The sequence below is a fragment of the Flavonifractor sp. An92 genome (assembly GCF_002159175.1).
Lineage (GTDB): Bacteria > Bacillota > Clostridia > Oscillospirales > Oscillospiraceae > Pseudoflavonifractor_A.
This window is the reverse complement of sequence record NZ_NFGZ01000001.1, coordinates 139666-152849: the sequence shown is the minus strand read 5'-3', so window position 1 is coordinate 152849 and position 13184 is coordinate 139666. Positions and strand designations below refer to the sequence as shown.

15 protein-coding genes are annotated in these 13184 nt (G+C 49.6%); 14 read left to right on the top strand and 1 reads right to left on the bottom strand.

Going from position 1 to position 13184, the window contains the following annotated elements:
• Positions 1-9 precede the first annotated feature (9 nt).
• From B5G43_RS00830 to B5G43_RS00780, 11 genes are all read left to right on the top strand, one after another.
• The gene (locus B5G43_RS00830; RefSeq protein WP_242960407.1) at positions 10-2139 is read left to right on the top strand and encodes an AIPR family protein; all 2130 of its coding nucleotides are present in this window, start codon (positions 10-12) and stop codon (positions 2137-2139) included.
• A gap of 19 nt (positions 2140-2158) precedes the next feature.
• Positions 2159-3787: a DNA cytosine methyltransferase gene (locus B5G43_RS00825; RefSeq protein WP_087257929.1), complete on the top strand. Its 1629-nt coding sequence runs from the start codon at positions 2159-2161 to the stop codon at positions 3785-3787.
• Complete coding sequence (locus B5G43_RS00820; RefSeq protein WP_087257926.1) at positions 3780-4214, top strand: very short patch repair endonuclease; 435 nt, start codon at positions 3780-3782, stop codon at positions 4212-4214. Before B5G43_RS00825 ends, B5G43_RS00820 begins: the two co-directional genes overlap by 8 nt.
• Positions 4201-4440, top strand: coding sequence for a methionyl-tRNA formyltransferase (locus B5G43_RS00815; protein ID WP_087257923.1), 240 nt, complete (start codon positions 4201-4203; stop codon positions 4438-4440). Before B5G43_RS00820 ends, B5G43_RS00815 begins: the two co-directional genes overlap by 14 nt.
• A gap of 12 nt (positions 4441-4452) precedes the next feature.
• Positions 4453-4770 carry a nucleoside triphosphate pyrophosphohydrolase gene (locus B5G43_RS00810; protein ID WP_087257920.1) on the top strand — a complete coding sequence of 106 codons (318 nt, stop codon included), beginning with the start codon at positions 4453-4455 and terminating at the stop codon, positions 4768-4770.
• The gene (locus tag B5G43_RS00805; RefSeq protein WP_242960406.1) at positions 4767-5165 is read left to right on the top strand and encodes a hypothetical protein; all 399 of its coding nucleotides are present in this window, start codon (positions 4767-4769) and stop codon (positions 5163-5165) included. The genes B5G43_RS00810 and B5G43_RS00805 overlap by 4 nt, the downstream gene beginning before the upstream one ends.
• A 69-nt stretch (positions 5166-5234) precedes the next feature.
• Complete coding sequence (locus tag B5G43_RS00800) at positions 5235-7505, top strand: DEAD/DEAH box helicase (protein ID WP_087257917.1); 2271 nt, start codon at positions 5235-5237, stop codon at positions 7503-7505.
• 45 nt (positions 7506-7550) lie between these two features.
• The gene (locus tag B5G43_RS00795; RefSeq protein WP_087258373.1) at positions 7551-7934 is read left to right on the top strand and encodes a (deoxy)nucleoside triphosphate pyrophosphohydrolase; all 384 of its coding nucleotides are present in this window, start codon (positions 7551-7553) and stop codon (positions 7932-7934) included.
• A 61-nt stretch (positions 7935-7995) separates the two neighbouring features.
• Complete coding sequence (locus B5G43_RS00790; RefSeq protein ID WP_087257914.1) at positions 7996-8529, top strand: GDSL-type esterase/lipase family protein; 534 nt, start codon at positions 7996-7998, stop codon at positions 8527-8529.
• Entirely contained in the window at positions 8526-8906 is a 381-nt protein-coding gene (locus tag B5G43_RS00785) for a rhodanese-like domain-containing protein (protein ID WP_087257911.1), read from the top strand. Before B5G43_RS00790 ends, B5G43_RS00785 begins: the two co-directional genes overlap by 4 nt.
• A gap of 313 nt (positions 8907-9219) precedes the next feature.
• Positions 9220-10422 carry a hypothetical protein gene (locus B5G43_RS00780; RefSeq protein ID WP_204244483.1) on the top strand — a complete coding sequence of 401 codons (1203 nt, stop codon included), beginning with the start codon at positions 9220-9222 and terminating at the stop codon, positions 10420-10422.
• A gap of 76 nt (positions 10423-10498) precedes the next feature.
• Here B5G43_RS00780 and B5G43_RS00775 read toward each other — a convergent pair whose 3' ends face one another.
• Positions 10499-11728, bottom strand: coding sequence for a DUF6076 domain-containing protein (locus B5G43_RS00775; protein ID WP_087257908.1), 1230 nt, complete (start codon positions 11726-11728; stop codon positions 10499-10501).
• A 413-nt stretch (positions 11729-12141) separates the two neighbouring features.
• Here B5G43_RS00775 and B5G43_RS00770 point away from each other — a divergent pair, with 413 nt between their 5' ends.
• From B5G43_RS00770 to B5G43_RS00760, 3 genes are read left to right on the top strand one after another with little or no spacing between them, the layout of a single operon-like run.
• Positions 12142-12351: a helix-turn-helix domain-containing protein gene (locus B5G43_RS00770; protein ID WP_039997380.1), complete on the top strand. Its 210-nt coding sequence runs from the start codon at positions 12142-12144 to the stop codon at positions 12349-12351.
• The gene (locus B5G43_RS00765; RefSeq protein WP_087257905.1) at positions 12348-12800 is read left to right on the top strand and encodes a helix-turn-helix domain-containing protein; all 453 of its coding nucleotides are present in this window, start codon (positions 12348-12350) and stop codon (positions 12798-12800) included. Before B5G43_RS00770 ends, B5G43_RS00765 begins: the two co-directional genes overlap by 4 nt.
• Positions 12772-13152 (top strand): hypothetical protein, encoded by a 381-nt coding sequence (locus B5G43_RS00760; protein WP_143382807.1) that lies wholly within the window; start codon positions 12772-12774, stop codon positions 13150-13152. The genes B5G43_RS00765 and B5G43_RS00760 overlap by 29 nt, the downstream gene beginning before the upstream one ends.
• Positions 13153-13184 lie beyond the last annotated feature (32 nt).

The following is a 13184-nucleotide window of genomic DNA, read 5'->3' as shown; positions in this document are numbered from 1 at the left end:
GACTTGGCTATGCAGAGTTTTGAAGAGTACAGGAAAGTATTCCTGGAAGATACCCTGGCAACAGAAGAGAGCGAGGCCAACGGAACTGTTGCAAGTTTCGTAAAAATCTGCACTCAGAAACTATTTGAAGGGGATGTTATGCCTGAATACACCCCTTGTTATTATCAAGGAACCGGGTATCGCAACGCTGCAGTCAGAGTGGATGGCTACGCCTATGATGACCACGACGGCACATTCTATATGCTTTCAGCCCTTTATTCCGGCTCTTCAGAAAATGAAACCTTAATCGGCAGCGATGCACGAACAGCATTGGATCGCTGCCGGATGTTTGCAGCAAATTCAATAGAGCATGATTTAGCGTCTAAAATTGAGATCAGCACTGAAGCGTATGACCTGGCCTCATTGATCAAAGACCAGGCAAGATTTATTTCACGCTTTGTGGTTGTTCTTTTAACCGACATGTCTTTAAGCGAAAGAGCCAATCTGTCCGAAACAGATGTGTCGGTAAAAGGAAGAAAAAAGAAACCAAAATCTAAACGGACTGGAGTCCTGGATGCAGAGCCTATCGGTGATATTGATGTTGAATACCGCATTTGGGATATGCCCCGTTTTTATCGAGTTTTCGGTGTAGGAGACGGCCATGAAGAGATTGCTATTGACTTTAACTCTTATTTGGAGGGCGGCATCCCTTGCCTGTCTGCTGATTATTCCAGCGAAACATCTCATTGCAGAAGTTTCTTGTGTATAATCCCTGGAAATGTTTTGGCTGATCTGTACGACGAGTATGGAAGCCGAATGCTGGAAGGAAATGTACGCTCTTTTTTAGGAAAACGCGGCGTAAATAAAGAAATTCGGAATACTGTCCTAAATGAACCGGATATGTTTTTTGTCTATAACAATGGCCTATCTGCAACAGCTACTGAAGTTGAGGTTCGAAATGGGAAACTTCTCTTTGCTCGGGATCTCCAAATTGTAAATGGAGGCCAGACCACCGCTACCCTATCCGCTACAAGACATACAAACGGAGCGGATCTGTCAAAAATCTCTGTGCTTATGAAATTGACTCAGGTGCCGCCTGAAACGGCAGCTACAATTGTTCCCATTATATCCAAAAGCGCAAATAGTCAGAATAAGATCAATGCGGCAGATTTCTTTTCAACGCATGAATATCATGTGCGGTTGGAGCAAATTTCCAGAAGAAAGTTTGCTCCAGCAAAAGATGGTGCACAGCATGAAACTCACTGGTTTTATGAACGCGCACGCGGCCAATATATTCAGGCCACCATGCACATGACTAAGGCACAGGAACGAAAATTTGTAACGCAGAATCCGAAGGATCAAGTTATTACAAAAACTGATTTAGCAAAAGTTCTAAGTGCATGGGATGAGTATCCGCATATTGTAAGCAAAGGCGCTGAATCCAACTTCAGTGAATTTGCAAAGCGGACAGAGACAGAATGGGAAAAACGAAAAGACGATTTCAATGATAACTATTTTCAAGAAGCAGTTGCATTGGTAATTGTATATCGTTCAATCGATAAGATGGTTCCCAAACAGCCTTGGTATGAAGGCGGCTATAAAGCCAACATTGTTTCATATACAACTGCATTGCTACATTACTTAATCAAACAGTGGTATCCGGGACAATCTTTAAACCTTCAGAGAATTTGGCAAAAGCAAAAATGCCCGGATATTCTCATGCAGCAGTTGACAATCCTTGCTGAAAAAGTGTATGCTGCTATTACCTCCCCATCTCGGCCAGTTCAGAATGTTACGCAGTGGTGCAAGCAAGCGGCATGCTGGGAAAGCGTAAAGCAGATTTCATGTGCTCCCGTAAGCAATTTGGAAACTTTGCTTCAGGGGCATGACGAACTCTCGATTGTTAAGCGAGAGGCTCGGAAGGAACGCAAACTGGATGATGAAATCGACAACATGAAATTTGTATTTGAACTTGGGGAGGAATATTGGAAACAGATGGAGCTATGGCTGAGAAGCCATAGAATTGCAACGGCGACCGAAAGCAAAGCGCTGACATATGCCACAAAGATCTCATCAGGTTTTTTCCCCGATGAAAAGCAAAGCAAGAGTCTGATGAAACTTAGGGGAAAAGCGATTGCTGAAGGATTTCCGCCGAAATAATCGGCAAGGGTGAATAGTGATGAACAAATATACAGCAGTGGATCTTTTCGCGGGGGCGGGCGGCCTAAGCTTGGGGTTCATGCAAACACAAAAATATGATATAAAAGTAGCATTTGAGAACAGTCCATATATGCAGGAAACTTACCGCCGAAATCACCCTGGCGTTGAAGTTCAAGGCGATGTCTGTGCAGCGGACTATACAGATATTATGAGCAGATATGGTAAGATCGATGTTGTTATAGGCGGCCCTCCGTGCCAAGGCTTTTCGAACGCAAACCGCCAAAAAAATCATGCAATCAGCCAGAATAATATGCTTGTAAAGCAATATCTGAGGGCAATTTTGGAATTGCAGCCTAAAGCATTTGTAATGGAAAATGTCAGTATGCTCCGCTCAGAAGTGCACAGATTTTATATGGAAAAAGGTGATGAAACCTCCATTAAACACTGCCATATTCCCGTAAAAGATACTTACCTGCATTTATTAGATAATAAATTTATATTCGAAGATGCATTAGGCATCGTACAGTCTGAAACGGAAATCACGAAATATCTCTGGCCGGAAGATGATTATTTTGAACTAAATGTAGTTTATAAAGCATCCAAAAATGTTGCGAAAATGCGCAAGGCTTTAGATAAGCATAAAAAGAAACTGCTGAAGATTTCCGACACATATTTAACGCTTCCTGCTGATAATCATATTTTCGGAGAAGCAAGGAGAGCTTTCGCCGCTCTCCGCGAATATTATTCCGGGGCAATGATCGCCGAAAATATTAAAGCGAATATCGAACCATCTATTATGATCCAGCGTATGCTCAGTAAGTCAAGAGAGATATTTGCCAATAATATTGCAGTGGATGAATATATTCAAAATAAAGATGGACTGTCTGCAAAAATACAATCATTTGCGGTATATGATTATCTTAAAGGTATTCTTGAAGCACCTGAAAATGACTATGTAATCTATAGTGATGTCTTGTGCGCAGCTGACTATGGAGCGCCTCAAAAACGGATGCGTTTCGTAATAATCGGAATTAAACGAAGTATTTCTGCAAAAATAGCCTTGCCCAACGGCAGGTTTGATGCTGATGAATATCGAACTGTGCGGGATGCTATCAGCGATTTAGAAGATGTTGAACCTGTTGTTGATCTCGACAGTGATCAAGATGGAATTAAGCTTCAACCTAAGGAAGGGTTAAGTGATTTGGCAAAGTCTCTCCGCAATTCTGCTGTTCTCAGGAATCATATAATTACGAAGACAACTGATACAGCGATGGAGCGGTTCCGTGCACTTAAACAAGGAGAGAACTTTCATTCGCTCAAAGAGTCTCTCAAAACAAATACTTATACCGATGCAACTCGCACTCAGAACACAATTTATCTTAGGCTGAATTATGATGAGCCAAGCGGAACGGTGGTAAATGTCAGAAAGTCCATGTGGATACATCCCACATTGGATCGTGCAATCAGTGTCAGAGAAGCAGCCCGACTTCAAACCTTTCCAGACAGTTTCGTGTTTTGCGGCTCAAAAGACAAACAGTATCAGCAGGTGGGTAATGCTGTGCCTCCCATTATGGCAAAATCTATTGCAAAAAAACTTGCTCAGATTTTAACTAAAAATCTGTATCCAGAAGTGACCTCAAATGGCTGACAATCATTCAAAAGAAGTCCGAAGCATGAATATGTCGCATATCCGGAGTACCAACAGCAGGCCAGAGGAGATTGTTCGGAAATATCTTTTTTCTAAAGGATTCCGTTACCGGAAAAATGTCCGGAGTTTACCAGGTACTCCTGATATTGTATTGCCCAAATATAAAACCGTAATTTTTGTGAATGGTTGTTTCTGGCATAAACATGACTGCTCACGCTTTGTTTGGCCATCATCAAATCAGGAATATTGGATACCTAAAATTCAGCATAATGTTGAGCGAGACAAGAAAAACATAGAAGCACTGAACATTCTTGGCTGGGCTGTGATCACCGTCTGGGAGTGTGAACTCAAGAAAAAAGTTCGGGAAAAGAGATTGGAACAGCTATGTGCTGAAATTAAAGGAGAGTGCGTTAATGGCACAGATTAACCTTAAAGATATTCAGAGAATTGAAAAGAACAGGAACATCGTCCATGAAAAGGTACATGCCACCTATACTGTTTTTCAATCAGATGGCGAAAAGTATGTCCAGTTGGATACATATGGACGTACCGGAAGAGAGAACCCTGAAAAACTCAGTCAATCGATTCAACTGGATTCGGAAACAGCAAGTTTTTTAGTTGATATTTTGAGACATGAATTTAATATAGACTAAATAGGTGAAATTATGTCTGCAATTTCTTATCATAAACTGGTGCGTGATCGTATTCCGGAGATCATCGAAGCAGATGGGAAGGTCTGCATTTGTGAAACGCTCTCTGACGAGGACTACATATATCTTCTGGATCAAAAATTGAACGAAGAGCTGGCGGAATACCAGGAGAGCAAATCCCTGGAAGAACTGGCCGATCTGTTGGAGGTCATGCAGGCTGTCGCGAAAGCCCGCGGCTGGACATTGGAAGAACTGGAACGGGTGCGGGCGAATAAGGCTGCCAAACGGGGCGGATTTGAGAAAAAGATCCTGCTGAAGGAAGTGCGGGGATGAGCGAAACAACGATCCAGGATTCGGTGGCGATAAAAATCAAGGCACTTTACGAGATATCTCAAGAGTTAGAGACGCTATTTCCCGGACGGCACTATACGCCAGATGGCCATATGATCGGGAGCATTGGCGAGGCACTGGCAGCCAGTTATTATAACCTGGAGCTCTTCACCGCCTCAGAAGAGACTCACGATGCCAAAGCGCCGGATGGCCGCTTGGTGCAGATCAAAGCGACCCAAATCAACCGTGTCTCTCTTTCCAGTGAGCCGGAGTGGCTGCTTGTGCTGAAGATACATAAAGACGGCACTTTTCAGAGGAATACAACGGGCCCGGCAAGCTGGTCTGGGAGCATTGCGGGAAACTGCAGAAAAACGGCCAGCGTCCCATCTCTCTGGTAAAACTGCGGGATCTTCAAGAAACGGTCCCGCAGGTTGAACGACTAAAGCGAATGATGTGAGGTGATCTCCATGCCTACCTACCGCTCCGCCTCCGGCAGCAGTGCCGAGGATCTGTTCATTGAACTGTTCTCCGACACCTTCGGCGCCGAGAAAGCCGGCTATCTCTACTCCCAGTACCCCTTCTCCGACATCTACCAGAACAGCCGGTTTGCCGATTTTCTGATCGAAAACGGCGGGCGGAAGGTGGCCATTGAGATCGACGACGAGGCTTCCCACAACCCAAAGTTGATCTCCCAGAACAAGTTCTATGATGACCTGCTCAAGCAGAACAGCATGATCTACCCGGGCTGGGACGTGTATCGCTGGGCGGTGCGGCAGATGCAGCAGCAGCCGGAGACTGTCAAGGACGAGCTCCGGGTATTCCTGGGCCAGCACCCCAGCTTCAGGGAAATCGAGGACTACCTCCCCGCCCAGCGTGGTAAGTCCCTGGACGGCTCCAAACTGGAGTTGAAAGAACACCAGAAGCAGGCCCTTGCAGCTCTGGAGGAAATGCGCTGCAACTTTGAGACCATCGCGCTTCTCTACCACGCCACTGGCACCGGCAAAACGGTGACCGCCGTCATGGATGCCAAGCGATTCGGCAAGCGGACGCTGTTTTTGGCTCACACGGTGGAGCTGGTGGATCAGGCCACCAAGGCCTTCCGGGCACTGTGGCCTCGGGTCACCGTAGGCCGCTACGTGGAGAGCATGAAACAAGGCAATGCCTTTGTGGTCTGCGGCAGCATCCAGAGCGTGGCCCTGAACTTGGAGCGGTTCAAGCCGGATGACTTCAGCTATATCATTGTGGACGAGGCCCACCACGCCTCTGCCGATACATACCAGAAGGTTTTGTCCTATTTCACGCCGGAATTCACCTTGGGTCTGACTGCCACGCCGGAGCGGGCCGATGACAAGAACATCCTGGATATTTTCAAGAATACTGCCCACAAGCTGGACATTCAGACCGCCGTGGAGATTGGCGAGTTGGTGCCGGTGCGGTGCATCCGCATCCACACCAACATTGATTTGACTAAGGTTCGGTTCAACAGCGTCCAGTACAACATTCGAGACCTGGAGAGCAAGATCTATGTGCCGGAGCGGAATCAGCTCATCGTGGACACCTGGCTCCAGTATGTGAAGGACAAGCGGACGGTCATCTTCTGCGCCTCCGTCAAGCACGCCCAGGAGATCGCCGGGCGGCTTCATGATGCCGGCGTGGCCGCTGAAGCAGTGTCTGGTGAGATCAAAGCCAGCGACCGCCGGGAGGTGCTGGCCCGGTTCGAGAAAGGCGAAACCAAGGTGCTGTGCGCCTGTGACCTGCTCAATGAGGGCTGGGACTGCCCGGCTACCGAGGTGCTGTTCATGGCCCGTCCCACAATGTCCAAAGTGCTCTACACCCAGCAGCTGGGCCGTGGTATGCGGCTGTCCCCCGGCAAGGAAAGCCTGATGGTGTTCGACTTTGTAGACAATGCCAGTCAATACAACATGCCCTACTCCATGCACCGGCTGTTCCGGCTGAAAGACTACAAGCCCGGTGCGCTGGTGCTGGGCACCAAGCAGCAAAAGGCTGCTGAGCAGGGCCTTTACGACCGTGGCGAGCGCCCGGATGCCCTCATCGACTGGCCGGTGGACGCCCTGGACTACGAACTGGTGGACATCTTCAACTGGCAGGAGGAAGCCGCCGGCATGATCTCCCAGATGGAGTTTGTCCGCCGGGTGGATGTACAGGCGGAGACCATCGAGCGATATGTCCGGGACGGTCTGCTGGTGCCCGACTTGGTGGTGCCCATGAGCGAGCATCGGACTTTCAAGTATTTCAAAGAGGAAACACTCCAGAAGTATGCGAAACAGTACGGCTGGACGCTCATCGACGACTCCAACCGCAAGGATCTGTTTCTGGATATGGTGCGGCAGATGGACATGAGTTACTCCTACAAGCCGGTATTGCTCAAAGCAGTGCTGCTGTTTGCTGACGACAAAGGCCGGGTGAAGCTCAGCGATATCGTCGCCTACTTCCGGGAGTTCTATGAGGCTCGCCGGGCAGCTGGGCTGGTGGTGGAAAAGGCCAACAGCATTTATGCCAAGGGCGGCTACACCGACGCCCAGGCCCAGCGGAATATCCTGTCCAACCCCTTCAAGCGGTTCGAGGATATGCAGATGCTCCACCATACCAAGACTCTGGGCGTAATTCAGGTGGACGAGTCCGTCTGGAAAAAGCTGACCCGAGAGGAAAAGCAGGAGATCGAACTAATCTGCGATGAGAAGTTGGAACAGTACTACCAGAGAATGAAAATGAATTGATTCATAAGCCTTTATGAGCACAGAATGCAAGAATAGGTGAAACAGATGACTGAAGTAGTTGCAGCCCTAATTTGGAATCAGAAAAGGTTCATGATCTGCCAACGGCCGACACATAAGGCCAGAGGCCTTCTCTGGGAATTTGTTGGCGGCAAAGTGGAGCCTGGCGAAACAAAGGAGCAGGCACTGATTCGGGAATGCCAGGAGGAACTGGCCGTTATATTGGATGTAGGACAAGTGTTTATGGATGTGATCCACGAATATCCAGACTTGACTGTCCACCTCACCCTGTTCAATGCCTCCATTCAAGCAGGCATTCCTCAAAAACTGGAGCACAATGATATCCGATGGATTACTGTGGATGAAATCGATCAATATGATTTTTGTCCGGCAGATGAGGAAATCCTAACCAGGCTGAAGACTATTGAGTAAACGGAAGTCTCCGGGACTATTACTGGAAAACGCATATATACAGAGAAAGGAAACATACGGGATGAAAGTCATCTGTTTCGGCGACTCCAACACCTACGGCTATGACCCACAGGGCTATTTCGGCGGGCGCTATGACGCGGACTCCCGGTGGGTGGACATCCTGGCGACGGAAACCGGATGGACGATCTCCAACATGGGACAGAATGGCCGGGAGATCCCGTCCGCCGCTCCTAACCTGCTTACCGACACAGATCTGCTGATCGTCATGCTGGGGACCAACGATCTGCTCCAGGGATGTAGTCCTGAGCGGGCCGCTGAGAAATTGGAGCGGTTCCTCGCAGGAATCCCTCTGGACCGAAGCAAGATCCTGTTGATCGCACCGCCACCGGTGACCCTGGGCGAGTGGGTGCCCAGTCCGCAGCTCATTGATGACTCCCATACCTTTGCCAAGTGCTGTCAGACTCTGGCGGAGCAATTGGGTATCCGCTTTGCCGACGCCGGAAAGTGGGACGTCTCCCTGGCCTATGACGGCGTACATTTCACGGAGCAGGGCCACAGAGCCTTTGCCGCCGGACTTCTGGAGGAACTCAGATGAAACGAATGATCCCCCTGCTGCTCTCTCTACTGTTGCTGGCCGGATGCGGCGGGAATGCCGCCGACAGTGCCTACCAGCAGATCACCCAGGAAGAGGCCAAAGAGATGATGGACAACCAGGAGGTCATCATCCTGGATGTGCGGGAACAGGACGAATACGACAGCGGCCACATCCCCGGCGCCGTGTTGCTGCCGGTGGGCACCATTGATGAAACCACCGCCGCCGAGGTGATTCCGGAGAAGGACTCCACGGTGCTGGTCTACTGCCGCAGCGGAAACCGCAGCAAGACCGCATCCTCCACGCTGGCCGACCTGGGCTACACCAACATCTACGAATTCGGCGGCATTAACACCTGGCCCTATGAGACGGAGTCGTGAGGTATCACCCAAAAGTTGAAGATCAGTTAAATGACAGGAGTGAGCGGCACAATGTATCTGTTCACTCCTTGCCCCGCTGAATCCAGGTCTGAGAGTTTCATCAATCTCGCGCCGAGCTTGACAGCTACGGTTGTAGGACGAAAACGAATGTGCGAAAAAACATCCAGCCTCCTCTGAGTATATGATTGGATGATCTTGGTTGTCCACGATCCTGCCATCTGGTATAATATGTCGCACATTAGTTTGAGAGAAAGTTCCTGCCTTAGAAATTTATATGTAACGATACAACGCTAAAAACAAAGGGGAGAGCTGTGTGGATGAAATCATGAATTTTGATGCTCCTGGAGAAATTTCAGTTGGTGATAACAATCTTTTCGAACTCACCGGTAATCTCCTGGCTGATACTCGTGCGGAACTGACCAAAGCAACCACGCTGAGTGTCCCCATTGCACAACTGGCCACATTAGGGGCCGGGGTGGCCTCACTGGCCCCTGCTCTCAACACGGTAACACAGACGATTAGTTTCAATACCTCAGGCTTGTATCGCGTAGCCAATCAAGCCGTGGGAGACACCTTAAAGATTGCTAAGAACGGGAACTCCTGGGGTGCTTTAAAAACCGCAGATGGTGGTTCAAAGCTTGCCCAGCTTCAGTCTGCAGGCCCCCTGACCGCAACATCCAAGTCAGTCGCCGCCATCAATCCAGCAACTATGATGATGGCTGTAGCCCTGTTCTCCATAGAGCAACAACTTGGCAAAATTAGCGAGATGCAGAAACAGATCCTATCTTTTCTGGAAATCGAAAAAGAATCTGAAATAGAAGCAGATGTGGAAACCATCTTCAGCATTGCATTCAAGTACAAACTGAACTGGGATAATGAACATTTTGTCGCCAGCAACCACAAACTGGTTCTGGATATCCAGCGCACAGCACGAAAGAATATGCTGAGCTATGAGAAAAAAGTCGGCGATATTGTGAGAGGGAAAAAGCTGATTGTTGCCCATGCGCAGGTAAAATCTGCACTACAAGATTTACTGAAGAAGTTCAAGTACTACCGGCTTTCTCTCTACACATTCTCCATGGCCTCTTTGATGGAGGTTATGCTGGGCGGTAACTTCAACGAGGAATATGTCTCTGGTATCAAAGATGAGATCCGTCAGATGTCCGAGGCCTACCGAGACCTCTTTGGCAGGTGCTCTGTATACCTGGAAAACCTAAGCGGCTCATCGATAGAGAAGAATCTTCTGGCCGGTATTGGCACTGCGGGCAAAGCGGTGGGCACATTGATCGGCAACATTCCTGGCATTAAAGAGGGACCAGTGGGCGAATTCTTGGTCGATCAGGGTTCACATATGAAAAAAAGCGCTTATAGTATGCAGGCCCAGTCTATCAAAGAGTTTGCTGAAATCAGCAATCCCCAAACGGGCGTCTTTGTTGACCGGCTGGAAGATGTCATACGGATTTTTAATCACACAGATCAAATTTGTTTTGACCGTGAAAAGATCTACTTGATGTAAACAGTACAAAATCTACATCGCCTATACAAAGAATACGGCCGGAGGGCACTTCAACTGAAGTGCCCTCCGGCTCATTTTATTTCTTCCCGTATTTTTCCCGTAGGCTCTGATGACCTTCCTGGTCCCGCCGCCGCAGATCATCCGCTGAAAAGGTCTGCCACTTGGGATCGTCGGCTCTTAAATCCAACAGCATAAACCCTTCCGGGTAGTGCAGTTCCGGGTCAAATCCAATATTGCCGGCCACCATCCTCTGCCAAGCTGTCTCCGCTGGTGAGGTCTGTGTCTCATCCACGGTGTAGTCCTCCAGATCGTGCATGGTATCGATCTTCCGGAGAAATTCCTCCGCAGTCAGTTTGCCGTCCAGATAGTCGATCCGGGCCAGCCGGGCATTCTCACTCCATGTGTCGTACTGGTCATAATCCATGGGAATCAGGTCCTGCCGGTTTTCGGGAAGCGCTGTGGTGTAGCGCAGCATGCGGGCGTACATGCGATCCCGTAGCCGCTTGCAGGCCAGCAAAGCCTCGTCCTGCTCTGCGTCCAGGTTGCGCTTAAAGCGGGAACCTCTCTGTTTGCAGGGAAACCCGTCCGTCTCCCGGTCACAGTAGTGAGTTTCTTTTCTCGTCTTGGGAATGAAATAGAGCCAGCAGTAATCACAACGTGCAATGCGCTGTTTGTCCTGATGGAAGTATAGGGCAAGCTCCAGCCCCAGCAGCCCAAAGATGGAATAGGCTGCATATACCTGCCCCTTACTTGGCCCATCCGGCAGTAAGGTCGGATCACACAGGTTTTGCAGTTCCGGATAAGTCCCAATCAGTTTTTGGTATCGCTTTTGCTGAGTGGCCCGTTCCATACCGTCACAGGCAATTTCCAGTGCGTTGCGCAAGTACACCTGAGCCCGAAGAGGCTCCTCCAAGATCTGAAGCAGCTGTGCCGCGGCATTGAGGAGAAACGATGCGCTACCGTCATCCTCCTGTCGCAGGGACTGGTCTATGAGCTGCGCCAGCACAAAGTAGCCTACAGGATCAATATCCCGGATCATACTCGGTAGCAGAAGTGCCTCGGCAACAAAATCCTCAAAGTCTGCCTGGGAAACTTCAAGACGCTCCTCCAACAGCGGATGATGTTCCCGTAGGTTCCGGATCTCCCGGCGGTACGCGCTGTAATCGATCTCCGAAGCGGTAATCAGATGCTCAGCGGGAGTTGCGGAGGGAAGTGTGGTCTCCCTGCCGTCTGCATGGTGCAGGATCACGGACCATCGATTTTTATCTTCTGCCTTCAGTAGCAATGCGGAAATTCCGCCTGCCATCTGCTCGCCTCCTCTCAAGATCACTTCCTGATGTAAGCAATTCTTTTTTTATTTTACAATGAACTCAGCCGGAAGGGCAACAGCACCTTGAAAAATAAATACCCATCACCAGAGATGATACTCCCCGGAGAAGTATTGCCATGACGCTGTTGTGGGCGAAGCAGCCGAGCATACCAAGGGGAAGCAAACGCCGTGCGTGTCAAACAAGGCCGCAGGGCTGGAACAGGTATGGTGATGGCCAAACACAGGCAAAAGACAGTCACCGTAAAAAAAGACCGCTGAACTGCTGCAACAGTTCAACGGCCCGCTGCGTTTCGGAAAACACAGCCCAATCTGTGTTCAGTTTATCAGAGAGACCTCCGAAACGCAAGAACAATTTTTCTCTGTATTTGAAAATGATCGGAGGTATTGAAATGAAGATGTCAGTCTGTAAAAGCTACGGCGACCTGCCGCTGTTTCTCAATGCAAAACTGGTGGCACAGGTGCTGGGCGTGTCCATCTCCACCGCCTACGAGGTAATGCACGAACCCGGTTTCCCGACACTCCGTGTGGGCAGCCGCATGGTGGTACCGAAAGAAAAGTTCATTCGGTGGGTGGAAGAACAGTCCGGAGGTGCGAAATGAGAAAGCAGAGCTGGACCAAGCGGGATCCCATCAAAAACTATTTCCCACTGCCCAACGAGATCTACGATCTGGGGCTGTCCCGCGGCGCAATCTCGGTGTACAGTTTCCTGCTCCGCCGGGAGGATCGCAGGACCTACCAATGTCTGCTTAGCTACCGGGAGATCGGTGACGACGTGGGCATGTGCGTGACCACAGTGAGAAAGTATGTTTCGGAGCTGGAGGAGCGATCGCTGATCCGCACGGAGCACACCTCTGTCATTACCAGGGACGGCCGCAAGCGCAACGGCCGTCTGCTCTATCAAATCCTGCCCATCCAGATGTCCATCAACCAGTACTACGAGCGGCAGTTCCAGGAGGCCGACCTGGCACTGGAGCGGCAGAAGGTAACAAAGCGCCTGGCCGCGCTGGAGAGAAAGGAAGGTGCAAACAATGCTGATGCAAATGCTTAACAGTCTCATCGAGCACACCCCTGTGCTCGCCGCCCGGCGCACCGTAAAAACAAAGTGGTACATCATCAACCGGTACAACGAAAGTCATGAAGACACCATGGATGAAAATGCGGTGATGCTCTTTCTCTGTGATGAACAGCGGGGCGATCTCACGGAGGAGCAGCGTGCCTTCGCCAAGGAGAAGAAGGCAGAAGTACACAGCAGTTTTTCTCTCAGCGCGTATGAACTCATTCTGTATCAGGTCATGCACAGCCTGCATCTGGTGTCCGGCCCCGAGGATTTCGCCACTGTCTTTTCCAAGCCAAAAGACGGTGAGCCTGGCCGCCAAATCCCCCCGTGTAACGGCCTGTGAGGGGCTGTGTGCCCTCCCTGGGGACAGGGCAG